The organism is Acinetobacter sp. AOR43_HL (assembly GCF_027854635.1).
Taxonomy (GTDB): domain Bacteria; phylum Pseudomonadota; class Gammaproteobacteria; order Pseudomonadales; family Moraxellaceae; genus Acinetobacter; species Acinetobacter pittii.
In genome coordinates, this window is record NZ_JAKTHX010000007.1 from 207,024 (window position 1) to 232,538 (window position 25,515).

A 25,515-nucleotide genomic window follows, 5' to 3' on the forward strand; every position below is an offset into this window, starting at 1 on the left:
ATAAAAAGCCCTCCTCGGAGGGCTTTTTTATAAGAATTAAACCTTAGAGTACTAACCAATCTAAGCGAGCGTCGACATAAAATATTCTAATAATTTATCTCTTTCATCGATCTTATTTGCACTTAAAAGCTGGACCATTGCCCCATCAATCACAAACAAAAACATGTAGGCATCTTAAACTGTAGCGGTAACTTTTACGGTTATAATTATTGTTTTCAGTCTTTTAACTTAATTTTATTTAGTGCCACACATAAAGCTTTTTTGTCAGCGTCTTTAAGTTGAGAATGCTGAACAGGCCACATATAACTACAGCCATGAGGTGCTTTGTTATGATTTTTCTTAAGTTCATAAGCGATATTTTTTAGAAGCTCAGTGTTCAAAGAACTAATTTTTAAACGTACTTCTGCTAAATCTTGTGGCTTCCAATTGCTTTCTGGACTCGATAACCAATCTGCGCGATAGCGATACTGAATGGCCTTGGCAACATTCATTTGCGTCACAATAAATGGCTTTACTGTTTCGCTATTTAAACCAAAAGATTCGGCTTCAGAAAGTGATTGATCCAGAACTTTCTTTTCTTGAGTTAAATCTTCAATAGGTAAATGCTGCTCTGCTTTATAACCTGCAACATCCTTCATATAAGATAAGCGTTCGTTAACTAAACGAGCAGTTTGAGTGTATTGTGAAGCTTGCGCGAGTGAAGAAAAACACATAAAAGCCGCCAAGGTCGACACTACTTGAACCGTTCGCTGAAAACTCTTTATATTCACCATTTAAAAACCTACCGAAATTATTGTTCTATGATCATTTCAGATCAGTACTGTATTTCAAGAACATGTGAAAGTAAAATTTTAAGATAGGCTAAGTTCTTGGCTCCATGCAGAATCAGGTTGCTGATAGATGTGTTGGCATACTTGTTTGAGAGATGAGGTAAAGTGCGGGTTTTGCCCCTCCCATTTTTCAATCATGCAATAACTAACATGAATGCCTTTAGGTTGAAACTCTCTGGCTAAGGACTGTGCTAAAGCACGGATGCTTGCAAACATGCTTTGGCTTAACACATCGTAATGGATCGAATGATTAGAGGGTGCGCCAAGAAAAATAACTGTGCCCCGCTGTTGTTTAAGCATAGGTTTAATCACAGCTTGAGCGACACTTACTGCACTTAAACCTGTGGTCTGCCAACTGTGTTCAATCTCTTCTAAAGATAAAGCTTCAATATTGGGCGAAGATGAAAAACTCGGCTGAAATACACAGAGTTCAATGGTATGCCCGTGTTTTGAAATATAACGCAATAAGCATTTTAAGTGATCTGCATTCACTAAATTTAAATGTACTGCTGTCACGCCATCATTTATAGAATGTATTTTCATCTTTTGCGCAGTTGAATCATGCACAACTTGATAAAGATGTAATGGAAAATGTGCGTTTTTATCTAGAATTACAAAATCACGCTCAATCAGTTGAAGGTCATGACCAGCCACTACAACACAGCCCTGCTTTTTTTGAAATTTTTGAAATATTTTTTTTAACATTTTAGTCTCTCAAAATTTTTCTTGATATGGGCGTAAATCCAACTCATGTGTCCAGAGCTGAGGTGTTTGTTGGTAAAGCATCCAATAATTTTCTGCAATTGCATCAATATTAAGTCCGCCAGTGCCACGCGTAAGACGAGCTAACCGCCCCAGACCAAATAATGCTTTATTCACTCTATCGCCATCGACCATACCATCAATAATCACATGAGCAATGTGTATGCTTTGTGGCTTATAGATTTGGGCTAGATTTAAGGCATAAGCTCTTAAGGCAGATTTTCCCATCGTAAAAGCTGCGAAAAAAGGTTTGCCGCGTAGAGACGCACTCGCTCCAGTAAAAATAAGCGTACCGTGATTTTGATCTTTAAAGATTTTTAGACAGCTTTGAGAAACTAAATAGGCCGATAAAAAAGTGGATTGCCACATTTGAGTAAAAAATGACAATGGGCTGCGTAAAAAAATGGAAGGAATATTTCCTCCCACATTATGAATGACAGCAGTAATACGCTCATTTTGACTTGTAATAGTGTCAAACAAGGCCTGTACTTGGTGTATATCTTCTGCATCTAAACGAAACGCGACAACCTCTCCACCATTGGAATGAATTTGAGCAGCCACTGCTTCAATTTTCTGGAAAGTACGTCCAGCAACATAGACTTTTAAGCCTTCTTTGGCGAAAAGACGACACACCGCTGCACCAATACCTTGTGATGCCCCAACGCCAATAACAACCGCACAATCTTGTTTTTTATCTAGTGTTGCTGATGTCATAGACATTTCACCCTGTTTGTTTTTTATACCATAATGCAATAAACGGACGATTCAAAATTTCTTTACTAAATTTTTTACTGGTGCGGATCACTTCACCGAGTTGAGCAACTACAGCAATGTCTGCAATGGTTTGGCTGTTTCCAACTAACCATTCACTTTGTGACAAAACCTGCTCAATACGGTCGAGATGTCGGATAAATTCTTCTTCAACATTTTCAGCTTTCATACGTCCTAAGCCTTGAAAGAATAGCTGCGTTTTTAACTCGGCTAAAATAAAACCTTTTACCATGGGCTTTTCATAAACTGGACGACCAATGCTACTAATGCGAATCGCTTCTTCTAAAGCTTCTGAGTCATTTACGCGTAAATAGACTTCATAAAAATAAAGAGATTCATCTGCCCAATCTTCCCAAAGTTCAGCAAGAGCTTTTTGATTTGGATCTTCAGGGTAAAGCCGAGGTGTGTCTGGAAAGGCTTCATCTAGATAGCGCGCGATTCGAGTACTGTCTTGAATCCGTTGCCCGTTATGATCAATGACAGGTACTTTGCCCACCTTACTTAGTAGAGGAACTTTCGCTCCAAGAATGCCGTTATAGTTAACTGTGTCAAATGAGATTCCTTTAAATTTCAAAACCCTTGAAATTTTTTGACAGAATGGAGAAATTTCCCATTGATGCAAAATAATATTCGACATTTATTCACCTTTATTTTTAATTGCCTTTTATCTAGTTCTTTTTTAGAACTAATCAATAAATATACAGAATGCTTTTTTAAGTCAAACTGTTTTTGATGACGAATAAGTTCCGAAAGCTAAGAATTATTTGATTTTTATTATTTATATCTTAACAATTTTTAAGCAATATACTTTGAACTATAGGGAGCTCTGCTATAAAAAGAGCTCCACATATAAGTTTGAAAGCTTAATAAGTCACCGTAACGACAACACTATCAGAATAGACGCCAGGTCTACTTGCGATGGCAGTACCTTGCGGAATCTTTCCATAAACTGTAGTCGTTTGAGCACTGCCTGTGCCTGTTTTTGAGACCCCTCCTGTTCCCCCAACATTGGTTACGCCTCCCGTGGCATCCCATACCGTACTATAGTTAGAATCTTTATATAGCTGATAGGGAATAAATTCATTATTACTATTGATCATACGCCTAAAGCCTCCAGCTATACGGTTGTTTCCATCCCCTAAATAAATACTATATGGCGTTCCAAAATTACAGGTCGTATTCACGGCCCCTTGCGCTGTGTAATCACGCTTAGTCGTACCAATGTCATTAATATCGCCGAAATCTACAGTTGAGGTTGAGTTTAATTGACACAAACTTGGTACTACAAAGTTCGCTGTTAGCAGTGTATCGCCTGAATCCCAACCACCAAGTAAATCACCACATGACAAACCCAAAAGATCCATATCCCAATACAACCGAACCGAAGCCGTATATGTTCCTTGAGGGTATGCAATGAGAGACCCCGTTCGAGCTGGTACTTTTATATTTACCGAGTAACTCACAATATTATTTGATGCGACTGTTGGTACTGGGCCATACCACACATTGGAGGTTTGGTTTGTGGTAGAAGACCCAGCTCCACCTACAGTTGCAGTAACCGTATACGGTAATGACACACTATTAATTGCATTTGTGGTTCCCGTAAATACGGTTTTCATACACATGAAATTAGAAATCTGGGGAAGTCCTAAATTCGTGCAAGTAATTGTTCCTGAAAGGTTTACGGTTGCATCACTATTAATATTTGCTGCTGTGTAGATAAAAGTGTTATTTGTGGTTCCACTTACCGTACAAGCTGCATGTGCCGGACTAAAAAATGCATAAACAAGATAAAATAAGCAAATGCCTACAAAATACTTTAAAAACAATGGAAAAAACTTATAGCTCTCTATTTGAGCCTTATTCATAATATTTAATGACATACATAAGGTCCCAATTTTTTACTTGTGTACTGATTACTGTTATAGGTGAAGTCAACTTGGCATGAACCATGATCTAGAAGATCGACTTCAAGTTTGTTTTGTTTTAACAGGTTTGGAATAAATACTTCACCGTCATACCCAACCATCCCATCTTGCTGACCATTAATTCGAACGGTATAACCCGGCATCAACGGTGAATTATTTTCATCAACCAGTTTCACTAATCCAGAAATGACCTGATGAGCACCGAAGTCAACCAAAGTTCCTTGACGGTAACCCACCACTGTTTTTTGATCTGTAGATTTAACATTCCAATTCAGAGGAAGATACGATGGATCTAAATAAACATGGTTCACTTGATATGGCATGAGACTAGGAATCAGAAATCTTCCAGACTTGTCAGTTTCTCCCAAATTGACCCCGCCATTTATAATTTGACTTTGTGGTCCGGCATTGGTTACAACTGCGTAGCCATCTCCAATTTCATTGGCCGCAAAGATACGTCCCGCCGCAGCAACCAATGAACCCGTCGCCGAAACTGCAACCTGATCATTATCCCCAAATCGGTTATAGCGTCCCGTCAGGTAAGCTGCCCGTGCTCGGTAAGAGGCATAAATCGAGGCATTGTTTTCATTTGCATCCTGATCGCGCTCAACATAACCACCCCAGCCAAATGAACCAATTTGGGGTGCTGATAATCCGAATATTTCTTGGCGATACCGTAGGCTACCGCTGTCACTAGATACACTCGTGATCGCATTCACTTTACTTGACGGTGTATATCTCAGCGCAAAGTAAACTCCATAGTCCTTATGGTTTTCATAATCTTTATACGCTGATGCATAAAAGCCCCAGTTCTTGTCCAGACTTCCACTTAAATTGGTAGACAGTAATTTATAGGAGTTGTCACTATATTTGATCTGGTTATAGCCCAGATAAACCCCATAGCCTGCATAAAAGTTATAATTAATCCCTGCCCTAAAAATCTCATCGGCCAGTGCACTGTAGTTCAGGTAGTTCTGTGACTCGGGATTAATCTGGTTATCTTTTAAATATCTAACTTGAGACACACGGGCTAGGTCAAAATAGTTATCAAATACTTTGCGGTAACTGGTGTTAAATGAAATGTTCTTACTGATGCGACCTTCTAAACCCAGCAAGGCAGAATAACCGTTTTCATCTTTATATTGGCTCGCTGCAATGTCGGCATTGATCACGCCAATACCCAAAATATTTTTGGCAAATCCTGTGCCTAGGTTCGACAGACCATCTGTTGAAGCTTCTGCACCACCGCTTAAGGTCAGAGAGTTACTGTAACCGTATCGGATCGCACCTGAGGCAAAGGTGGCATCATCATAATCGTTTGAATAGAGTCCATAGTTGTAGCGTGGCACCCCAACATCTACTGAAAACTCATTTATGCCTTTTGCCAGAATCTTGGATGAAAAATAGTACGGCTTTTTGGTAATGCTCTGCTGTCCCGTTGCATCGGTAGTCACAAGGGTGACTTCGTTTCCTGAAATAAATGGGAGCTGTTTAATATCAAAGGGACCAGATGGCACTAGTCCTGAATAAATCTTTTGTTGGTTGACGTATAAATCTAGGGTTGAAGGCAGTGCTGCCGAACCTGAGAATTGCGGGAGTGCCGAGGTGACAATATCACCGCGTTGGCTATAAGCACTCGACCACTGGAAACCGGCAAGACGGACACTGCTTCCCCAGTCTGGGCTATTAGAAATAAAGTCGCCTAGGGTATATATCCTGATCTTTTCAGGGTCGACATATTGCCACTTAGTTTCCAGTCGCACCCACTTTTCATGGCTATAGCTAGTTTCATTACTACCGTTATATAAAACCCCTGATGAAAAGTTACCGATTGCGCTGTTAAAGATCCCTTCTGCCGTACCTGAGAAAACATTCTCATCATTGGTTATAGTATGATAGAGGCTGTAGTTCAAAATAGCCGCGTTTAAGGGTTTCATCTTTAGCAAATGTGGGTTAGTGACCTGCTGGCCACTTAAGTCGACTGAGTAACCCGTTAACATGTTCGACGGAACTTTTAGGTTTAAAGACTGCTCATTCTCGAGATATTTAAACTGGATTCCGTTTAGATCGTTGATACATACCCACTGGTTATCTGGGATATGTTCATCCATTTTTAGTCTTAAAGTTTTTAAGGCCCTAGAACGAATATATAGTTTTCCATCCTTAGATTGCTTTACAGCAACCAAATCTTCAGAAGCATTTGAGTTAATCGAAATATTTAAAAATAGATGAATGAAATTAAGATCTTGCTCCTGCTCATTCGTTCCTACGTGTTTATATTTATTATCGTTACCAACAGATTTAGGAACACTCGGAACTGCAGTATTCGTATAATCTAGTAACTGTTCGGCAAAAGAATACGTAGGAAAATACGCAACACATAAGACACCTATAATGTATTTCATATAAGCCTCTTAAAGTGTGGTTTTCTTACCATTAACTGTTAGAGATACGCTGTATTTATGATTTGGTTGATAGGTAAAGTTACTAATCGAGTAACTTTTCGACTTCTCCGCAAGAATATAACCATTCACAGTATTTACTTTAATGGGATAACTTTTATTGGCAGTTGTATCAACAAGCATTAGACTATTTAACAACGCATGTCGGTTACCTATATTGCTAATATTTAAAGAAGGTGTGTTCTGGTTAACATCAATTTTCCAACTCAGTTTGGTAATCGCATCTTTATTTACTACAAATACAGGTAATGATGAGCGAAGTAATACATTTACTCCCTGAGCTGCTTTACGGCTATCAATTGGTTTGGGTAACTCATCAATAATAATACGATAGGTTTTTTCACCAGAAACAGGTTCTGGGTTAATTCTAACTACACGTAAGTTATAAGAGTCATTAGGTTGTAGTTTTAAAAATGGTGGACTAACTACAATCTCATCCGTAGGGATTAACTGATCTTGACCAGCATTTTGTCTCCATTCAAATACACGCACCTGCAAATCAGCACTTTCATTTGACTGGTTATATAAACTAATTGAAGCAGCATTTTGATTACTTAATATTTCTACATTTACAGGTGAAAGACGGATTGTTGCGGCGTTAATAGAGCTAGATAAAGATAAGAATAATCCCGTAATAATAAAAATATTTTTTTTCATGATTTGCTCAAATATAACTTTTTTAATGTATTAGCCCTTTCAAAAGGGCTAACGTAATTCTAATTTATGCAAATTAATAAGTTACCGTGACAGTCACACTGTCAACATAGCTACCTGCACTTGGTAAAGTTGTTCCTGCAGGAATACGACCATACACATTTACAGTTTGAACATTACCCGTTCCGGTTCCACTGTAGGCAGTCGTTGCAATACCAATTGCTGTGGCACGTCCTGTGTCAGAGAAAAGGTTGTAAGGAATATATTCATTGCTAGTCGCCCCACCGATCATACGACGTTGGGTTGATAAAACATTCTGACCACCATCAAATGACAAAGTCCATGGCACAGTATTATTACAAAGGACTTTAATTGAGGTACCACCAGTCGTTGTGGTATCTGCATCAACATTGCCAGCAAGTGAACTTAATGTACCAAAATCTAAAACAGCATTTGTTGTCGTGCCAGTTGCAGAGGTATTCAATACACAACTATTCGTTACTGTTGCTCTAACAGTTAATGTACCTGTTGCTGTAGCTGCATTTGCCGCATTGAGAGAAAATACTCCTGCAACAACTGCTGATAAATAAATAAAAGTCTTTTTCATGGCCAAAACCTTTTAAACTAAATTATCGAATTAATAGATATAAAAAATTTAACCCTTATTCTTACAATCATTTTTATTTGACTGCTCTTTTAAAGCTTATTTTTTTATCCTACTTTCCAACATAATACATAAAAATAAATAAAATGCATGTTCATGTTATTATTTTAATTTCTAATCAATAAAACAAATTTACCTAAACCTATCTTACGGATACAAAAAAACAATATTTATAAAATATAAATATTTGATTTAAATAATTTTAATAAAAACACTAGAAAAAATATTAAGATAAATTTAAATAAATATTTCAAAATTTAGCTAACTTTAAAAAATTAGATAATTTTCTACAGCCAATTTATTTTTTATATTATTTATCTCTTTAATTTTCATTTTATATTATTTCTTAAAAGTGCATCTTCAAAAACTATTAAAGATTATAATTTATATAAAAATAAAATGATAAAACTTGATCTACAGATGAACTACAACAAGGATAGTTTTATTTATTTTAAATCTTGAAGAGCTATGAGATATAAAAAAATAAAGGCCTCTTTAGAGACCTTTATTTAGTAAGTTTAAATAATTAAACGCTCAGCATGCTATTTAAAGTTTCAGAAACATTTTTCGATTTCACTTTAGGCTGCAATGCTTGTAAAGCTTGTTGTACTTGAGTACGCTGAGGCTCTGCAAGCGTATACCAACGTGACAATACCTGTAATAGACGCGAACCTAAAATTGGGTTTTTCTCGTCAAGATATTCTGCAAGGTTAATAAAGTGAGCTACACCAAAGCCCCAAGTATTTTCTGGGTTATTTGACAAGCCCCCACTTACGGCGCGAATACGGTTTGGCGTCGTGAGGTCATAATCAGGATGCTGAGTAAGATATTCAATCGTCTCAACAGTGGCATTTGGGTTTGCAGCTTGAATCATAAACCACTGATCTAAAGACAAGGCTTCATCTTTAAAACAGTCATAGAAATCAGCAAGTGCCTCTTGAGCTTGAGGTGCATTTTGCCAAACCAGTACACGTAGCGCACCTAAACGCTCAGACATATTGCCTGTGTTTTGATATTGGACATGTGCTAATTCAAATGCAGTTTGGTCGCCCTGACGAGCCATCATCATAAGCATAATATTTTTTAATGCACGTACACCCATGGCTAAAGAGAATTCTTTTTGCAAGTCTGGGTCAAGTGTAAGGTAAGTATCTTTCCAGAATGTACCCAACTCTTGTGCTAAACGATTAAGCAAGGCTTCACGTTTTACATGAATATCTGCTGGTGCATAGTTCTGATCAATACGACTACCCAAATAACCTTCACTTGGTACATCAAACAAACGTGATGCTAAAAGCGGGTCACGACCAACCAACTCCGGCAAAGTGCTCTGAATAGCTTGAATGTACGCATCTGCAGAATGGTCTTCTAGCAAAATACGCTCAAGCAAGGTTTGCGTTGCTTGCCATTGGTTAAAGCCGTTGGTTTCGTGTTGAATTAAGAATGCTAATTCAGCATCGGTATAGTCAAATACAAGATTTACAGGCGCAGAGAAATTACGGAGTAACGATACAACTGGCTGTTCAGTCACACCTGTGAATTCAATGGTTGCTTCGTCTTGATCAAACAAGTACACACCATCTTTAACATCATTTACGAATAAGCTGTCACTGTGCAATGTATATTGCTCCCCTGTTTTAGCGTTAAAAAGCGCTAAAGCAACAGGAATTGGAACAGCTTTTAAATTTGGATATTTAGGATGTGCTTTTAGGCTTTGTTTAAAACTTAAACGGTAAGTTCGCATCGCTGCATCATATTCACCTTTTGCTTCAAGCTTTGGCGTACCTGGTTGGTTGTACCAAGTTAAAAATGCAGATAAATCGACACCTGAACCTGCAGATAATGCAGCAACCCAGTCTTCTACCGTTACAGCTTGTCCATCATGACGGCGGAAGTATTCATCTGTCCCCTTACGGTATTTTTCTTTACCAAGTAAGGTCGACATCATACGGTTAATTTCCGCACCTTTTTCATAGACTGTCGCTGTGTAGAAGTTATTAATTTCTACAAAGTGATCTGGACGTGGTGGATGCGACAATGGACCTGCATCTTCAGGGAATTGATGCGATTTAAGTACCGCAACATCATCAATACGTTGAACCGCAGCAGATTGTAAATCTTCAGAGAAAGATTGATCACGGAATACCGTTAAACCTTCTTTTAAGCACAGTTGGAACCAGTCACGGCAAGTAATGCGGTTACCTGTCCAGTTATGGAAATATTCATGCGCAATCACAGACTGTACACGCATAATCGCTGCGTCAGTGGTGTATTCTTCATCGGCAAGTACGCATGAAGTATTAAAGATGTTTAAACCTTTATTTTCCATTGCACCCATGTTGAACTGACTAACAGCAACAATCATATAGTTGTCTAGGTCATACGCACGGCCGTAGTGTTCTTCATCCCAACGCATTGAATGCTTTAATGCTTCCATCGCGATATGGCATTTTGGAATGTCTTTCTCAATGGCATAGATTTCTAGAGCAACATCACGCCCTTCCGAAGTCGTATAGTGATCTTTAAGAACAGCTAAATCACCAATGACACAAGCAAACAAATAGCTTGGTTTTTTAGTCGGGTCTTGCCAGATCGCAAAGTGGCGGTTTTCACCTACCTCACCTGTTTCAAGCAAATTACCATTGGCAAGTAACACTGGATATTTTTTGTCTGCTTCTACGCGTGTCGTAAAGACTGAAAGTACATCTGGACGGTCTGGATAGAACGTGATTTTACGGAAGCCTTCAGGTTCATTCTGGGTTACAAACAACTCATCTGCTTTATATAAACCTTCAAGCTGAGTGTTGGTTTCAGGGTGAATAATGACTTGAGTTTGTAAAATGACTTCATCTGGTGCATCAGTGATCACCAGTTGTTCACTGTCGAGTGAATATTGTGCAGGAGTAATATCTTGACCATTGAGCTGAATAGATTGCAACTCAAGATCACGACCTAATAACACCAAGTCTCCAGCAGTTTGACGCTTCATGACTAATGTTGAATCAACAATTGTTTTGTCGTCATATACTTGAATATCAAGATTAATGGATTCAACCAAGAATGAAGGTTTTTGATAATCTTTTAAATAAATTGTTTGATCTGCCTGAACTGGAGGCTGTGCCGCAATATTCATCTTTATTCCTTATATACTTTTCGGAAACCGTAGTACGAATTTTATGAACTTGATCATACACATTCATACATACCGTGTTTGTTTACCTTTATAAAATTAATGGGACTTCATTTATACATTTCAAATTAGAATCGTCTTTTATTAGCACAGATTAGACCAAAATTACGATAATCGTTGCTTATATAATCAATCTATACAATAAAAATAAAACAACTTCAGCTTTTAACATTTTTTAGAGTCAGCTTACATTTTGGGCATGGTTCTTGCCTTCACTAATACACCAATATAAATATTTCAATCAGAACAAGAGGTGTCAGTATGGAATTAAAAGCACATTTTCATCGTTTAGAAAATATTAAAGCGATTCATGATCTAGACGCAGCAGGACTCAATCACCATGTGATCGCAGTATTTTTATCTGCGGAAGGTATTTCTATTACAGCTCAGGAGGTGACCTCTATCGTTAATACTTATGATGCTTTAGGTAAAGTAAAATTACCAAGTAAAAAAGTGCAGGCACTTATCAATGCCAAAAAGCTTGGACAGAATGATGAGAGCTTGCCGTGCCCTGTTTAATTTTAAATTTTAACCCCTTATGAAAACCTAAAGTTAAAACAAAGACTTTAGGTTTTCTATTTTTGCACCAAAGAAAAAGACAATCTCAGCTATCGGCAATGCGGCTGTGTATAATAAGTCAGTCATGATAGATTTAAGCGTTCGGAGCAAAATGGTCTTACAAATTCTACAGAAACAGCTAGATGAAAGTAGCCATTGTCCTCTCTGCCAAGCTTCAATGTACTGGGTAGATGCCGAGCAATTTGAGCAAGACATTCAGTTTCATGAATGCAGTCATTGTCAGCACCGTGTTTTTAAAGACACGAAAATGACTTGTCATTGTGAAACATGCACAAAACAACGAAAAAAGCTTTTACAGCAAACACGCCTACAAGAACAACGCCAGTTTAAGTCAAAAGAGCAACCACAACGTAGTCTGGAACAGCTCAGTTTTTTACATAAACTTTTTTTACTTAGCCTGCTCGATGACTATGCACGAGACGATGTTGCTCATGACGAATACATTCACTGGGACCAAATTAAATATCACTCTATTACCCCGAACTGGATGTTTCAAAATTACTTGATAAAACAACTTCATAAAGATGGAATTTTAAACGCCCAAGATCAAGCTGATGAACCTCAGTGCTTTTATTTAAACATTCGCTTGGACGGTTATAGTGACCCAAGTTTATTTAGTGTAGCTCAGCAACTACGCCACTGGTTTTATGAAAATTTAAGTCTTGGTATTCCGTTTCGTAGTGCCGATGAAGTAAAAGACGTACTTTTTCAGGTGCTCTATCAAGAGATTATTCAGTTTATGCAGTTCTATTGCCGAACTTGGGGCATTCAAATTGCAGGAAGCTCTAATTTCCAAACTTTTTGCTATCGCTTAATGGATTCACTAGCAATTGGGCAGATTTATTATTTAATTCAAACCGCACTCGAGTATCTTTATAAACAGAAAGCCCTACAGCCGCGTAATGAAAAATTTATTAACACCAATTTGTTAAAGAAAACCTTAGAGCAATATCGAGAGAGAGCCTTAGCTGAAAAGTGGGAAACCTCAATGTTGCCTCGTCCTCACAATATTCCCTACAGTAAAATGAGTTATATTTTACTTAACCGCTTCTTAGGTTACGACGAACAGATCTTTGTACAACCTGTCTGGAAAGCATGGCGAAAAATTGAACCTCGATTAAACTTTTATTCAGTTAAACGCTGTATGCATTGTGGTTCAAATGATTTAAGTGTTGATTATGATGCGGCAGATTATGTTTCTTTAATTTGCCAAAGATGTAAGCATCAAGATCATTATTTTACTCACTAAATCTACAATCACTTTGGCTTAATAAGGATAATAATATGACATCAGCATCGACTTTGATTGAGCAGGTAATTGACGCTTGGCAAAACATGCAGGCAAAAACGCCTCTTGTGCAATGCATTACTAATAGCGTTGCAGCCAACTATACAGCCAATGTCTTACTTGCTTCTGGTGCTTCACCTGCCATGATTGATAATCCTTATGAAGCAGAAAGTTTTACCAAAATTTCATCGGCTTTGAGCATTAACTTGGGTACGCCAACCTCAGAGCAAATGCAAGCTATGCAAATCTCTGCCAAGACTGCACAGCTCAATGGCATTCCATGGGTGCTTGATCCAGTCGGCTATGGACCAATTTTAGCTTGGCGTAGTCAAATGACAGACGAGCTTTTACAGTTCAAGCCAAGCGTTATTCGTGGTAATGCCTCAGAAATTAGTACGCTTGCTGGCAACCAAGTTCAATCTAAAGGTGTCGATAGTACTTTAAGCAGTGATCAATCCTATCAACAGGCTTATGCACTATTAGCACATACGGACTGTATCGCTATTTCAGGTGAGTCAGATTATATTTTATCTAAAGAATTAGACATCGTTATTCAAGTAAAAGGCGGAAGTCCTTTACAACCAAAAATTACTGCAACAGGCTGTGCTTTAGGTGCGTTAATTGCAGCATATAGCGCTGTGACGACGCCAACCATTGCTGCTCTTTCAGCTCATGTTCATTTTGCGATTGCAGGTAAACTTGCTGCAAATCAAGCGCAAACTATGGGAAGTTTTAGCACCATCTTTATGGATTACATCCACATGCTAGATGACAACTTGATTGAGCAATATGCAGATATTAAGCTTTTAGAGATACTGGCATAATCTAGGTTATACCTGTATCACGCTAGACCCACTTTAAAAGTAAGTAGATGTCTGTTCATTCGAAAGCACTACTTTTACATAGTGCTGATCGCTATTCTTGATCGAAATTGTGCTTTTTTAGAATTATACAACTTGCTTAAAGTAATCTTCTCTTGGTATATCGACAAGCTCAACGCATAATTGAATTTCTTTATTAAACTCTTGTTGTAGATATTTTTTATTACTAAGCACCGCTAATAACTGCTCACCCATAAGCTGTTTTTGTTCAGCCGTTCTTCCCGACAAAATATAGACCTTTGCATGAATATAAGCCTGTTCTGCTCCCAAACCTATGAGGAAAACATCATCTTTACGCGCACGGCTTTTAATGTCTTCTGGACTAAATAGCTCTGTTTCAATCAGTGTGGTATTAATTTCTTCAAGTAATTGTTTTGCGTTTAATCCAGTTAAATTTTCTGAATAATCAACTACAACGTGCGGCATAGCCACCTCAATTTATGTAATAAGTCATTAAGCTAATTAAACTTTACTCAATAAATAATAAAGCTAATCGCACCTGATCATATCCCATTCGAGGACTGGTTGCTTCAACAATTGGTCTTAGTTTGATCGAACCATCATCAGAAAAATGATCTGGATTTTGGCGCTTTTTCAGCTTCTTATAAATTTTACGAATTTCTTCGACCACTTCTTCACCCGGATGAGCAACCGAAATATCTAGCTTTTGCTCTTTATGAAGTCGAGCCAAGTGATTAATAATTGTAGCTGGGGTTAAACCACGTTCATGCGCGATGTCTTCAATCTCATAGCCTTCTTCAAACAAAACACGTGTCTCATCTAAAGTTGCCGTAGCGTAATTTTGCTTGCCACCTTTTGCGAGTTTCTTCTCATTACGAGAAATCTCGGTTTCATTCAAGGTGCCGCCACAGTGACGAATAAATGCTTTATGTTGAGCCGTTAAATCTACATCTGCAAAGTTATCTTCGGCTTCTTTTGAAAGCTCTTGGAAACGGCGATCGGCTTTGACAGCTAAACTATCTAACTCTAAAGCTTGCTCGTTAATCCCTAATAGCTTTAACCCAGTTAAAGATTTTAAGCGCGACAATGCAACATAACCCTGACCTTTTTCAAAGGTGTTCATGAGGTTAATTTCAGCGGCTTCTAAAGTCATCCCTTGGCTTTTATGAATAGTAATCGCCCACGCTAAACGAAGCGGAATTTGCTGAAAACTTGCAATCACTTTGCCTGCTTCATTTTCAACGGACCAAGTTTCAGGAGCAACCAGCAAAGTCGTGCCATCAGTCAGTTTTACTTTCGGCAGTAAGCCATTTTCGTCATCTTCCTCAAAGCCGATGACTTCACCCAAACTTCCGTTGATATAGCCCATATCAAAGTTATTTTTTACAAACATGACTTTGGCATGCTTTTTAAGTGTGAGTTCTTCTGGCGCACGCACTGAAGATTTTAAAGTTTCTAATAACTTTTCATTACCATCTAAAACAGCATTGAATTGATGCCCTTCATTATCAATTTCATTTAAGTGCTGATAGTTGATGTTATCGACATCCATATTGTGTGTATAAAGACGAGTAAAGGTCTCACCAATATCATGTGCTCGTGATTGACGCAGTGCTTGCAAATGATCGGGTTGAATATTTTGCGCGCGAATAGCGTTTAAAATCTGATTCAGAATTTCATCATCTTGACGGTGTTGTTCTGTTAAATAACATACGCGGAATTTGGCTTCGACCCATGCATCTGACATAAAGCAGAACTTGTCACGATTGGCTTCACCATTACGACCTACAGGCGGCAACTGGAAGAAATCTCCAGCCACAATGACTTGAATACCACCGAATGCTTCATCGCTTTCTTTAAAATATTTTAGGACTTGATTGACCAGATTGAGCTGCTTCGCATGTAACATCGAGATTTCATCAATTACGAGAACTTGCGCATTTTCAAGATGTTCCTTGAGATATTTACGCTCTTTCATGCGTTTTAGATCGTCGTCAGTTAACAGATCTTTAATGCCAATGCCAGCCCATGTATGAATGGTCATACCGTTCATATGTGTTGCTGCAATACCTGTAGATGCCGTAATTGCCACAGGCACTTTACGTGCTTTTAGATATTGGATGTACTGATTAAGTGTATAGGTTTTCCCTGCACCAGCCGAACCGGTTAAAAAGACATTTTCACCTGCTTTAAGCAGTTTAAGCGCAGTTTCCTGTTTCATAATCTCATATGTACATCTTCAACAGCCCATAGCTTAACGATTTTCCCGAAAAAATTAAATGAATGTACCAAACTTTCTAAAAAGCACATATAAATCAATAATTAAAAACAAAATAATATTTGGTAGGTTTTTGGTAGGTAGGAAAATAAACTTCACATCACAATACTAAGGCCATGGTGAGGCTCACCTGTAATAACAAACAATGGATTTATGGAAGAAGGAATCACTCCATGGCTTTTAAAAATATTGCAGATCAAACAAACGGTTTTTATATTCCATGCGTATCACTCTTTGGACCAGGATGTGCTAAAGAAATTGGTACAAAGGCACAAAACCTCGGCGCAAAAAAAGCATTAATTGTGACCGATGAAGGCTTATTTAAATTTGGTGTTGCAGATCTTATCGCAAACTATTTAACTGAAGCAGGCGTTGCAAGCCATATATTCCCAGGCGCAGAACCTAACCCAACCGATATTAATGTTCATAATGGCGTAAATGCCTATAACGACAATGGCTGTGACTTTATTGTGTCTTTAGGTGGCGGTTCATCTCACGACTGTGCAAAAGGGATTGGCCTAGTCACTGCGGGTGGTGGTCATATTCGTGACTATGAAGGCATCGATAAAAGTAAAGTACCGATGACCCCATTGATTGCAGTCAATACAACGGCTGGTACGGCATCTGAAATGACTCGTTTCTGTATTATCACCAATACCGATACTCACGTAAAAATGGCAATTGTCGACTGGCGTTGTACTCCACTCATTGCGATCGATGACCCGAAACTCATGATTGCAAAACCGGCTGGTTTAACCGCTGCAACAGGTATGGATGCATTAACCCATGCAGTTGAAGCATATGTTTCTACGGCGGCGAACCCGATTACTGATGCGTGTGCAGAAAAAGCGATTACGATGATTAGCCAGTGGTTACAACCTGCGGTCGCAAATGGTGAAAACATCGAAGCGCGTGATGCAATGAGCTATGCACAATACTTGGCTGGCATGGCGTTTAACAACGCATCTTTAGGTTATGTTCACGCAATGGCGCACCAGTTAGGCGGTTTCTACAACCTACCTCACGGCGTATGTAATGCAATCTTGTTACCACACGTTTGTGAATTTAACTTAATTGCTTGCCCAGATCGCTACGCTAAAATCGCAGAGTTAATGGGTGTAAAAACTCACGGACTCACCGTAACAGAAGCTGCCTATGCTGCAATTGATGCCATTCGTAAACTGTCTTCATCAATTGGTATTCCATCTGGTTTAACCGAGCTTGGTGTAAAAACTGAAGACCTTGCGGTGATGGCAGATAATGCTCAAAAAGATGCATGTATGCTCACCAACCCTCGTAAAGCAAATCATGCACAAGTTGTGGAGATTTTCAAAGCAGCACTTTAATACTGTTGTAATGGCATATCCCTCTAGTAAGTCAAATCCCTCCGACCGTTGACTTACTTTTTTGGGGAATACTTAGCTCCAGCGGTATTCCCTTTTTTTAGAACCTATACTCCAACCTTTTCCAAACCTGATTGACAATTCGCCCATTTCATTGAAGGATACTCTGCATGTCTTAATTACAATAGCTCGATAAAAATGAATACATCTTTAGCTAATCAAACTTATGTTCCAGATATTTTAGGCACGGGTTACGAACAGCTCACACTTAGTTTTCCTGATGATTATGAAGGGAAAGTTGTAGCCACCTTAGTGCGTAAAAAAGCCGCTCAATCTACTCAAAAAGCCGTACTATATATTCATGGTTTTTTAGATTATTTCTTTCAAACCGAAATGGCTGAGCAATTCAATGCTCATGGTTACGACTTCTATGCACTTGATTTAAGAAAATATGGCCGCTCAAAGCTGCCTCATCAAATTTTTTATAATGTGCTTGATTTAAATGAATACGACGCCGAAATTACTCAAGCATTAGAGATTATTGGCAAAGAGCAACACACTCAGGTTTTACTCGCAGGGCATTCAACTGGTGGTTTGACAGCAACACTTTATGCTGCCCATCATCCAGATCATCCTCTTATTAAAGCGCTATGGGCAAATAGTCCGTTTTACGACTTTAATTTAAGTCTAGTCGAAAAGAAGTTTGGTATTCCAATGCTCAGTCGAGTAGGAAAATATCTACCAAAAGTTAAATTCCCAAGCCAATTAAACAAATGGTACACCACCAGTCTTCACAAGCAGCTCAAAGGTGAATGGGAGTTTAATCTTGACTGGAAACCAACCTCTGCCCCTACAGTTCAACTCAGCTTTGTACATGCGATTCATACGGCACAAAAAGAGATTCACCGTGGGGTTAAACTGAACGTTCCCACACTGATTATGCATTCACATCAAACTAAAAACCCAAAAAAATGGGGAATAGATGCGACTCAAAGTGACGTAATTTTAGATGTTAAAGACATTGAGAAACATGGTAAAAAAATTAAAGGCGATGTTTCAGTTGTCTCTATTCACAATGGATTGCATGACTTAGTCCTTTCGGCCCAGCCAGTACGAGAACAAGTCTATCAACAATTGTTCCATTGGCTGGATCAAAAAATTACTTAACTAAGCTTAGGTGAGTCAAGGTATTTCACCAGCAGTTGATGCGCAGGGTGTTCACTTGGTAAGAGTTCCATAAGGCGTTCTACCGCATCAATTGCTTCAGGGAAATGAGCTAGATGCTTTAACAGTAAATCTGTTTCTTGGGTTTTAAAAATTGCATCGCTCAAGCGTGACTCAAGGCAGTCGCGCCATGCGCATAAAAACGGACTTTCAGTTTTTGCCAGAAATACACCTGTGTAAAGCTGCAAAGCCGAGGCTGCATATCCCGCATCGAGCGCTTGTTCAGCTTGTAAAAAATCGGCTTCAACATGCACCAGTAAACGATATGGACGTGAACCAAGTAAACCACCCAAAATATCTCGTAGTTGAGACATTTCAGCTTTAAGTGTGCCCATACTTACTTTACGTTCGCCATAGAGCGCCTGATAAAGATGCTCTAAAGTTAAACCATGCGGACATAGTGCCAATATGGTTAAAATTTCAATTTGACGCGGCGTTAATAATAAACTTTTGCCGTTAAATTTAACTTGCGGCGTCGAAAATGCACGAATATGTAATTGCTGGCGCTGCTGCTCTAGCAAAGCGGATTGAATAATGGATGCACAACGTTCAGCAGCCAGAATTCCTAAACTATTATGGTTCTTCCATGTGGTTGATAAATCAACGACACCTAGCGTTTGTTTTGAGTATGGATCGATAATCGGTGCGGCATAACACACCCAATCATGAATCGACTCCATGTAATGTTCGTTTGAAAAAACACAGCTTGATTGTTGAGTTTTTAAAGATAAAGCCAAGGCATTCGTACCAACAAATTCTTCACGCCATTGACCACCTTGTACAAAATGTACACGCTCAGCAGCACTTTGCATTTGTGCACTTGGTGCCGTCCAGATAATCGTACTGCCGATATCACCGACAGCAATTACCATTGAAGATTGCTCTGCAATATGACGTAAATCGTCGGCACATTGGCTTAAAGCCATATCTAAAGCATTTTGTGAAGCAGTTTTTTTCTCGACTAATGGAGCAGCAAAACGCTCTTTAGGAATCGCGGCAGAAGCCGATCGTTCCCACGAGCTTGCAATACTTTGGCCGAGTTTGGCAGCGTTCTGAGGAGAGAGACTATTTTGCGTGCGCAGTTGATCAATCAACGTCCGTTGCTGCAATAAATCCTTTTTTGTGAACATTTGTAAATTCCTTATATATCCACATTTCTATTCCAACCTTTCTCCAACCTTCTTCTTTATATCCTAATTATACAAAGTACGAAAGTACCTACTGACAGGGTTCTTGTTAGTCTTTAGTCCTAAAAAGCAAAGGAATATTTATATGCGCTATATCGATCCAAATCAACCAGGCTCAAAAGTTCAATTTAAATCACAATACGAAAATTTTATTGGCGGTGAATGGGTGGCACCTATAAAGGGTGCATATTTTGATAATGTATCTCCTGTTGATGGAAAAGCTTTCACACGTATTCCACGCTCTAGTGCCGAAGATATTGAACTCGCTCTAGATGCAGCACATAAAGCGAAAGCAACATGGAATAAAGCATCACCAACAGTACGCTCAAATATACTTTTAAAAATTGCTGATCGTTTAGAAGCAAATCTTGAAATGCTTGCTGTTGCCGAAACTTGGGATAATGGTAAAGCGGTACGTGAAACTTTAGCAGCTGACCTTCCGCTCGCGATCGACCATTTCCGTTATTTCGCTGGATGTATACGTGCTCAAGAAGGCGGAATCTCTGAAATTGATGAAGATACCATTGCGTATCATTTCCACGAACCTCTAGGTGTAGTTGGTCAAATTATTCCATGGAACTTCCCGATTTTAATGGCTGCATGGAAACTTGCACCTGCATTAGCAGCTGGTAACTGTGTCGTGATTAAACCGGCTGAACAAACGCCAGTGGGTATTTTGTTGGTGGCTGAACTCATCCAAGATATCTTACCGCCGGGCGTCCTTAATATTGTCAATGGTTTCGGTTCAGAAGTCGGCCGTCCGTTAGCGACAAACCCACGTATTGCAAAAATCGCGTTCACAGGTTCAACTCAAACTGGACAAATGGTGATGCAATATGCGACCGAAAATATTATTCCAGTCACGCTAGAGCTTGGTGGCAAGTCACCGAACCTTTTCTTCGAAGATATCATGGATAAAGAAGATGACTTCTTAGAAAAAACACTTGAAGGTTTTGCTATGTTTGCCTTAAACCAAGGTGAAGTATGTACTTGCCCTTCTCGTGCTTTAGTACAAGAAAGCATTGCTGATCAGTTCTTAGAGATGGCTGTCGAACGTGTAAAACGTATTAAAACTGGTCATCCACTTGATACTGAAACGATGATTGGTGCTCAAGCATCTCTACAACAGCAAGAGAAAATCTTACGTTGTATTAACACGGGTCGTGAAGAAGGTGCAGAACTCTTACTTGGCGGTAGCGGCCGTAAAGAAGTAGGCGATGGTTACTATGTCGATCCGACTATTTTTAAAGGTCACAACGGTATGCAAGTTTTCCAAGAGGAAATTTTTGGACCTGTACTTGCTGTGACAACGTTCAAAGACTTTGACGATGCAATTAAAATTGCTAATGACACCATGTATGGTTTAGGTGCAGGTGTTTGGTCACGTTCAGCTCACATTTCTTATCGTGCTGGTCGTGCTATTGAAGCGGGCCGTGTTTGGACAAACTGCTATAACATCTACCCTGCACATGCTGCATTTGGTGGCTACAAGAAGTCTGGTATTGGCCGTGAAAACCATAAGATGATGCTAGATCATTATCAACAAACTAAAAACTTGTTGGTGAGTTATTCAACTAAACCAATGGGCTTCTTCTAAGTTTCGCACCAAGTTGATACCAAACTATCAACACTAGAAAGAAGTAAGGTCATTCATGATACAAGAAGCCAGTAATTTAGATTACTGGCTTCTTTATTTTGTACTGTTAGTTCTCAAGTTTTTACTATGTGGAATAAAAAAACCGTCACCTAATATTTAAAGCAATTTATTTAGGCATTGCTTTTGCATTAATTCATACAAACTAACTCGCAGGAGTATTGTATGAATCAACCAGAAACAGCTTCCGTTATTTCCTCAAAGACAGAAGTCTCGTCAGCAGAATATTTTGCTCAGCGTCAACTTAAACAAGGTACCGTTGGTTGGTTACTTCTGATTGGTTTAGGCGTAGCTTATGTGATATCAGGTGATTTTGCTGGCTGGAACTTTGGTATTGCTCAAGGTGGTTGGGGCGGGATGTTTATTGCCACTGCCCTCGCTGCAATCATGTATTTATGTCTGTGTCTTTCTATGTCGGAAATGTCCACCATGATGCCGACAGCAGGTGGCGGTTATAGTTTTGCACGTGCTGCCTTTGGCCCTTTTGGGGGCTATTTAACAGGAACTGCCATTTTAATTGAATACGCAATTGCACCAGCGGCGATTGCCGTATTTATTGGTGGTTATTGCGAATCTTTATTTGGCATTAATGGCTGGATGATTTACCTCGCTTGTTATGCCATTTTTATGGGTATACATCTGAAAGGTGCTGGCGAAGCCTTAAAAATCATGTTCGCAATTACGCTTGTCGCTGCTGTTGCCCTTGTCGTGTTTATTGGGGCAATGATTCCACACTTTAAAGCACAAAATTTATTTGATATTCCAGTTGGTACAGGTGTTGGTGCAAGTCATTTTCTACCTCATGGCTATTTAGGCATCTGGGCCGCAGTTCCCTTTGCAATCTGGTTTTTCCTTGCAGTTGAAGGTGTGCCATTAGCAGCCGAAGAAGCAAAAGATCCAGCCAAATCCCTGCCACGCGGTTTAATCGGAGCAATGCTCATCTTAACGGCCTTTGCCATGCTCATTTTATTCTTAGGTGCAGGTGCAGCGGGTGCAAGTACTTTACAAAACTCTGGCGCTCCCCTCGTCGATGCTCTGGTTAAAGTGTATGGCACCAATACTTGGCTTGCGACTTTTGTTAACTTTGTTGGTTTAGCAGGTTTAATCGCGAGTTTCTTTTCAATTATCTATGCCTATTCGCGTCAAATTTTTGCACTCTCTCGTGCTGGTTACTTACCTACTTCACTCTCTTTAACCAATAAAAATAAAGCCCCTTATCTCGCAATTATTATTCCAGGTATTATCGGGTTCTTGCTTTCACTCACCAAAGAAGGTGATTCACTGATTTTAATCGCGGTTTTTGGTGCAACCATTTCTTATGTGTTGATTCTTTTATCCCACATCAAACTACGCCTATCTAAACCCGACATGCCTCGTCCTTATAAAACTCCTGGAGGAATCGTTACTTCAAGTATTGCCTTAGTTCTAGCAGTCGCTGCTGTAGTTGCGGGCTTTGTTGTTAATCCAAAAGTTTGGTTTATTGCTGCCGCTATTTATGTCGTATTTATTGCTTACTTTTTATTCTATAGCCGTTATCATTTAGTGAAAGGCACACCAGAAGAAGAGTTTGCAAATATTAAAGCCGCAGAACAAGAACTATAAAAAAGGATTCAACTATGAGTTATCGCAATATTGTCGCCAATCAACAGTATCACTTTGCTGACTTGAAGACCTTGATGGCAAAAGCAACGCCGTTACGTTCAGGTGATGAATTAGCAGGTGTAGCGGCCAGAGATGCAACCGAACATGTTGCGGCACAAATGACTTTGGCCGATGTACCACTTAAAACTTTTTTGAATGAGGTTGTGGTCGATTACGAAACTGATGAAATTACAAGACTAATTATTGATGAACATGATCTGGCAGCCTTTGCCCCTATTTCACACTTTACAGTAGGTGATTTTCGAAATTGGTTACTTGGAGAAGAAGCCACTGCTCAAAGTTTAAAAGCCTTAGCATCAGGTTTAACTCCAGAAATGGTAGCTGCAGTCAGCAAAATTATGCGCAATCAAGATTTGATTTATGTCGCCAGCAAATGCGAAGTGGTCACCCAATTTCGCAACACAATCGGTTTAAAAGGTCATCTTTCTACCCGTTTACAACCCAATCACCCGACCGATGATGTGCTCGGTATTTCTGCGAGTATTTTAGATGGTTTAATGTATGGCAATGGCGATGCCGTAATTGGCATTAACCCCGCCACAGATAATCTTCATAATTTGTCAGAGCTACTAAAATTACTTGATCATGTCATTCAGGAATATCAAATTCCGACACAATCTTGTGTACTCACTCATATCAGCTCAGGTATTCAACTGGCTGAAAAAAATGTGCCGATTGATTTAATGTTTCAATCAATCGCTGGTACCCAGCTAGCAAACGAAGGATTTGGAATTTCACTCGATTTACTACAAGAAGGATATGAAGCCACACTTGCACTCAAGCGCGGAACCATTGGACAAAACGTCATGTACTTTGAAACGGGTCAAGGCAGTGCGTTATCCAGCAATGCACATCACGGAGTGGACCAACAAACATTAGAAACTCGCGCTTATGCAGTCGCCCGTAAATATAATCCGCTTTTAGTGAATACAGTCGTTGGCTTTATTGGTCCTGAATACCTTTTTAACGGTAAACAAATTATACGTGCGGGACTAGAAGATCACTTCTGCGGTAAGTTGCTTGGCGTGCCAATGGGCTGCGACATTTGTTATACCAACCATGCCGATGCCGACCAAAATGATATGGATGTTCTTCTTACTCTATTTGGCGCCGCGGGTATTAACTTTATTATGGGGATTCCGGGTTCAGACGATGTCATGCTCAACTATCAAACCACTTCATTCCATGATGCCCTCTATTTAAGACAACTCCTCGGTTTAAAACCCGCTCCTGAGTTTTCAGCATGGCTTGAACAGCAAGGTATTTTTAAACAACAAAACTCTCAAATCTGTTGGGCAGACCACATGCCTGACCAATTCTCTCGTCTGCTCATGAACTAGGGAGAACACCATGAAACTGAACCCTGATATTCAATATCCATCTTCTACCCATCAAGATCAGTGGGAAAAACTTAAACAGTTTACCGATGCCCGTATTGCTCTGGGGCGTGCGGGTTGTAGTATCCCAACACGAGCCTTACTTGAATTTCAGTTGTCGCATGCACAAGCAAAAGATGCGGTTTATCAAGACATGAATGTTTCATATTTATCTGAGCAATTAACGCAAAAACAGCTGCAAAGTCTTCATGTCCAAAGTAATGCACCTAATAAAGAAATTTATCTTAAACGTCCAGATTTAGGTCGTCAGCTTTCAAACCTATCAAAAGAAGTCTTAATTAAGAAGTATGCAGAAAACACGCAACAGTATGATGTTTGTATTGTAGTTGGTGATGGCCTCTCTGCAAGAGCGATTGAAGCGAATGCTATCTCATTCATTACAATGCTGAATGAACAAATTCAGCAAGAAAACTGGAGCCTTGCACCAATTGCAATTGCGACAGGCAGTCGGGTTGCATTAGGTGATGAAGTCGCAGAAATATTTAAAGCATCCATGCTTGTGATGCTCATCGGTGAGCGCCCTGGTTTAAGCTCTCCTGACAGTATGGGAATTTACTACACATGGAATGCATATTCAGGCTGCCTCGATGCCAAACGTAATTGTATTTCTAATGTTCGCTCAACAGGTTTAAGTATTCCAGTTGCAGTACAACGTTTAATCGCTTTAATGAAAAAATCCAAACAACTTGGTTTCTCAGGAGTTAATCTAAAAGATGAACATCAACTTTCAAATATAGATTTTGAAGAAACTCAAAAGCTATTATTTTAAGCAATGGAATATGCAAAGAGATTTATTGGAA

21 protein-coding genes and 1 pseudogene are annotated in these 25,515 nt (G+C 39.2%); 9 read left to right on the plus strand and 13 right to left on the minus strand.

What is annotated here, in order from left to right:
- Positions 1-60: 60 nt before the first annotated feature.
- The 10 genes and pseudogenes from MKL33_RS03505 to pepN all read right to left on the minus strand — a co-directional run.
- A pseudogene (locus tag MKL33_RS03505) lies at positions 61-204 on the minus strand (TetR/AcrR family transcriptional regulator); the annotation flags it as partial.
- Positions 205-215: 11 nt separating this feature from the next.
- Positions 216-773 (minus strand): chorismate mutase, encoded by a 558-nt coding sequence (locus tag MKL33_RS03510; protein ID WP_202724237.1) that lies wholly within the window; start codon positions 771-773, stop codon positions 216-218.
- Between the two features lie 78 nt (positions 774-851).
- Positions 852-1,535 carry an SDR family NAD(P)-dependent oxidoreductase gene (locus MKL33_RS03515; RefSeq protein WP_130172441.1) on the minus strand — a complete coding sequence of 228 codons (684 nt, stop codon included), beginning with the start codon at positions 1,533-1,535 and terminating at the stop codon, positions 852-854.
- A 9-nt stretch (positions 1,536-1,544) separates the two neighbouring features.
- Positions 1,545-2,306 (minus strand): SDR family NAD(P)-dependent oxidoreductase, encoded by a 762-nt coding sequence (locus MKL33_RS03520; protein ID WP_075384154.1) that lies wholly within the window; start codon positions 2,304-2,306, stop codon positions 1,545-1,547.
- A gap of 7 nt (positions 2,307-2,313) precedes the next feature.
- Complete coding sequence (locus MKL33_RS03525; RefSeq protein ID WP_075384155.1) at positions 2,314-3,000, minus strand: glutathione S-transferase; 687 nt, start codon at positions 2,998-3,000, stop codon at positions 2,314-2,316.
- Positions 3,001-3,226: 226 nt separating this feature from the next.
- The gene (locus tag MKL33_RS03530; RefSeq protein ID WP_075384156.1) at positions 3,227-4,246 is read right to left on the minus strand and encodes a Csu type fimbrial protein; all 1,020 of its coding nucleotides are present in this window, start codon (positions 4,244-4,246) and stop codon (positions 3,227-3,229) included.
- Positions 4,237-6,696 (minus strand): fimbria/pilus outer membrane usher protein, encoded by a 2,460-nt coding sequence (locus MKL33_RS03535; protein WP_270906461.1) that lies wholly within the window; start codon positions 6,694-6,696, stop codon positions 4,237-4,239. The genes MKL33_RS03530 and MKL33_RS03535 overlap by 10 nt, the downstream gene beginning before the upstream one ends.
- A 9-nt stretch (positions 6,697-6,705) precedes the next feature.
- Complete coding sequence (locus MKL33_RS03540; RefSeq protein WP_270906462.1) at positions 6,706-7,410, minus strand: fimbrial biogenesis chaperone; 705 nt, start codon at positions 7,408-7,410, stop codon at positions 6,706-6,708.
- Between the two features lie 73 nt (positions 7,411-7,483).
- A complete protein-coding gene (locus MKL33_RS03545; protein WP_017385393.1) occupies positions 7,484-8,014 on the minus strand; it encodes a Csu type fimbrial protein in 531 nt (176 codons plus the stop codon).
- A gap of 583 nt (positions 8,015-8,597) precedes the next feature.
- A complete protein-coding gene (pepN, locus tag MKL33_RS03550) occupies positions 8,598-11,204 on the minus strand; it encodes an aminopeptidase N (RefSeq protein WP_270906463.1) in 2,607 nt (868 codons plus the stop codon).
- A 318-nt stretch (positions 11,205-11,522) separates the two neighbouring features.
- Here pepN and MKL33_RS03555 point away from each other — a divergent pair, with 318 nt between their 5' ends.
- The 3 genes from MKL33_RS03555 to thiM all read left to right on the plus strand — a co-directional run bounded on the left by MKL33_RS03555 (position 11,523) and on the right by thiM (position 13,952).
- On the plus strand, positions 11,523-11,780 hold the full coding sequence (locus tag MKL33_RS03555; protein WP_270906464.1) for a hypothetical protein: 258 nt from the start codon (positions 11,523-11,525) through the stop codon (positions 11,778-11,780).
- A gap of 151 nt (positions 11,781-11,931) precedes the next feature.
- Positions 11,932-13,089, plus strand: a complete 1,158-nt coding sequence (locus MKL33_RS03560; protein ID WP_270906465.1) for a hypothetical protein — start codon at positions 11,932-11,934, stop codon at positions 13,087-13,089.
- A gap of 35 nt (positions 13,090-13,124) precedes the next feature.
- Positions 13,125-13,952, plus strand: coding sequence for a hydroxyethylthiazole kinase (gene thiM / locus MKL33_RS03565; protein WP_270906466.1), 828 nt, complete (start codon positions 13,125-13,127; stop codon positions 13,950-13,952).
- A gap of 123 nt (positions 13,953-14,075) precedes the next feature.
- Here the strand turns inward: thiM and MKL33_RS03570 are convergent, their stop codons facing one another.
- Both MKL33_RS03570 and MKL33_RS03575 read right to left on the minus strand, forming a co-directional pair.
- On the minus strand, positions 14,076-14,435 hold the full coding sequence (locus tag MKL33_RS03570) for a 5-carboxymethyl-2-hydroxymuconate Delta-isomerase (RefSeq protein WP_270906467.1): 360 nt from the start codon (positions 14,433-14,435) through the stop codon (positions 14,076-14,078).
- Between the two features lie 43 nt (positions 14,436-14,478).
- Positions 14,479-16,191 carry an AAA family ATPase gene (locus MKL33_RS03575; protein ID WP_019767620.1) on the minus strand — a complete coding sequence of 571 codons (1,713 nt, stop codon included), beginning with the start codon at positions 16,189-16,191 and terminating at the stop codon, positions 14,479-14,481.
- A gap of 230 nt (positions 16,192-16,421) precedes the next feature.
- On the opposite strand from MKL33_RS03575, the gene mdh reads away from it, so the two are divergent.
- Together mdh and MKL33_RS03585 are read left to right on the plus strand one after the other, a co-directional pair.
- Entirely contained in the window at positions 16,422-17,594 is a 1,173-nt protein-coding gene (gene mdh, locus MKL33_RS03580) for an iron-dependent methanol dehydrogenase (protein WP_068613366.1), read from the plus strand.
- Positions 17,595-17,789: 195 nt separating this feature from the next.
- Positions 17,790-18,758: an alpha/beta hydrolase gene (locus MKL33_RS03585; protein ID WP_060464633.1), complete on the plus strand. Its 969-nt coding sequence runs from the start codon at positions 17,790-17,792 to the stop codon at positions 18,756-18,758.
- Here MKL33_RS03585 and MKL33_RS03590 read toward each other — a convergent pair.
- Entirely contained in the window at positions 18,755-19,945 is a 1,191-nt protein-coding gene (locus MKL33_RS03590; RefSeq protein ID WP_005068630.1) for a helix-turn-helix domain-containing protein, read from the minus strand. The genes MKL33_RS03585 and MKL33_RS03590 overlap by 4 nt on opposite strands.
- Positions 19,946-20,087: 142 nt before the next feature.
- Between MKL33_RS03590 and exaC the strand changes: the two genes are divergently transcribed.
- The 4 genes from exaC to eutC all read left to right on the plus strand — a co-directional run bounded on the left by exaC (position 20,088) and on the right by eutC (position 25,484).
- On the plus strand, positions 20,088-21,599 hold the full coding sequence (gene exaC, locus MKL33_RS03595) for an acetaldehyde dehydrogenase ExaC (protein WP_002119354.1): 1,512 nt from the start codon (positions 20,088-20,090) through the stop codon (positions 21,597-21,599).
- A 222-nt stretch (positions 21,600-21,821) separates the two neighbouring features.
- The gene (gene eat, locus MKL33_RS03600; protein ID WP_270906468.1) at positions 21,822-23,258 is read left to right on the plus strand and encodes an ethanolamine permease; all 1,437 of its coding nucleotides are present in this window, start codon (positions 21,822-21,824) and stop codon (positions 23,256-23,258) included.
- Positions 23,259-23,272: 14 nt separating this feature from the next.
- The gene (locus MKL33_RS03605) at positions 23,273-24,658 is read left to right on the plus strand and encodes an ethanolamine ammonia-lyase subunit EutB (RefSeq protein WP_005046422.1); all 1,386 of its coding nucleotides are present in this window, start codon (positions 23,273-23,275) and stop codon (positions 24,656-24,658) included.
- Between the two features lie 10 nt (positions 24,659-24,668).
- Entirely contained in the window at positions 24,669-25,484 is an 816-nt protein-coding gene (gene eutC / locus MKL33_RS03610) for an ethanolamine ammonia-lyase subunit EutC (RefSeq protein WP_270906469.1), read from the plus strand.
- Positions 25,485-25,515: the final 31 nt, after the last annotated feature.

Coding starts and splice junctions, on each gene's coding strand:
- MKL33_RS03520 (WP_075384154.1), bottom strand. CDS start 2,306: ATGACATCAGCAACACTAGATAAAAAACAAGATTGTGCGGTTGTTATT.
- MKL33_RS03515 (WP_130172441.1), bottom strand. CDS start 1,535: ATGTTAAAAAAAATATTTCAAAAATTTCAAAAAAAGCAGGGCTGTGTT.
- MKL33_RS03560 (WP_270906465.1), top strand. CDS start 11,932: ATGGTCTTACAAATTCTACAGAAACAGCTAGATGAAAGTAGCCATTGT.
- MKL33_RS03525 (WP_075384155.1), bottom strand. CDS start 3,000: ATGTCGAATATTATTTTGCATCAATGGGAAATTTCTCCATTCTGTCAA.
- thiM (WP_270906466.1), top strand. CDS start 13,125: ATGACATCAGCATCGACTTTGATTGAGCAGGTAATTGACGCTTGGCAA.
- MKL33_RS03510 (WP_202724237.1), bottom strand. CDS start 773: ATGGTGAATATAAAGAGTTTTCAGCGAACGGTTCAAGTAGTGTCGACC.
- exaC (WP_002119354.1), top strand. CDS start 20,088: ATGCGCTATATCGATCCAAATCAACCAGGCTCAAAAGTTCAATTTAAA.
- MKL33_RS03530 (WP_075384156.1), bottom strand. CDS start 4,246: ATGTCATTAAATATTATGAATAAGGCTCAAATAGAGAGCTATAAGTTT.
- MKL33_RS03555 (WP_270906464.1), top strand. CDS start 11,523: ATGGAATTAAAAGCACATTTTCATCGTTTAGAAAATATTAAAGCGATT.
- MKL33_RS03545 (WP_017385393.1), bottom strand. CDS start 8,014: ATGAAAAAGACTTTTATTTATTTATCAGCAGTTGTTGCAGGAGTATTT.
- MKL33_RS03590 (WP_005068630.1), bottom strand. CDS start 19,945: ATGTTCACAAAAAAGGATTTATTGCAGCAACGGACGTTGATTGATCAA.
- MKL33_RS03605 (WP_005046422.1), top strand. CDS start 23,273: ATGAGTTATCGCAATATTGTCGCCAATCAACAGTATCACTTTGCTGAC.
- MKL33_RS03570 (WP_270906467.1), bottom strand. CDS start 14,435: ATGCCGCACGTTGTAGTTGATTATTCAGAAAATTTAACTGGATTAAAC.
- pepN (WP_270906463.1), bottom strand. CDS start 11,204: ATGAATATTGCGGCACAGCCTCCAGTTCAGGCAGATCAAACAATTTAT.
- mdh (WP_068613366.1), top strand. CDS start 16,422: ATGGCTTTTAAAAATATTGCAGATCAAACAAACGGTTTTTATATTCCA.
- eutC (WP_270906469.1), top strand. CDS start 24,669: ATGAAACTGAACCCTGATATTCAATATCCATCTTCTACCCATCAAGAT.
- eat (WP_270906468.1), top strand. CDS start 21,822: ATGAATCAACCAGAAACAGCTTCCGTTATTTCCTCAAAGACAGAAGTC.
- MKL33_RS03540 (WP_270906462.1), bottom strand. CDS start 7,410: ATGAAAAAAAATATTTTTATTATTACGGGATTATTCTTATCTTTATCT.
- MKL33_RS03535 (WP_270906461.1), bottom strand. CDS start 6,696: ATGAAATACATTATAGGTGTCTTATGTGTTGCGTATTTTCCTACGTAT.
- MKL33_RS03575 (WP_019767620.1), bottom strand. CDS start 16,191: ATGAAACAGGAAACTGCGCTTAAACTGCTTAAAGCAGGTGAAAATGTC.
- MKL33_RS03585 (WP_060464633.1), top strand. CDS start 17,790: ATGAATACATCTTTAGCTAATCAAACTTATGTTCCAGATATTTTAGGC.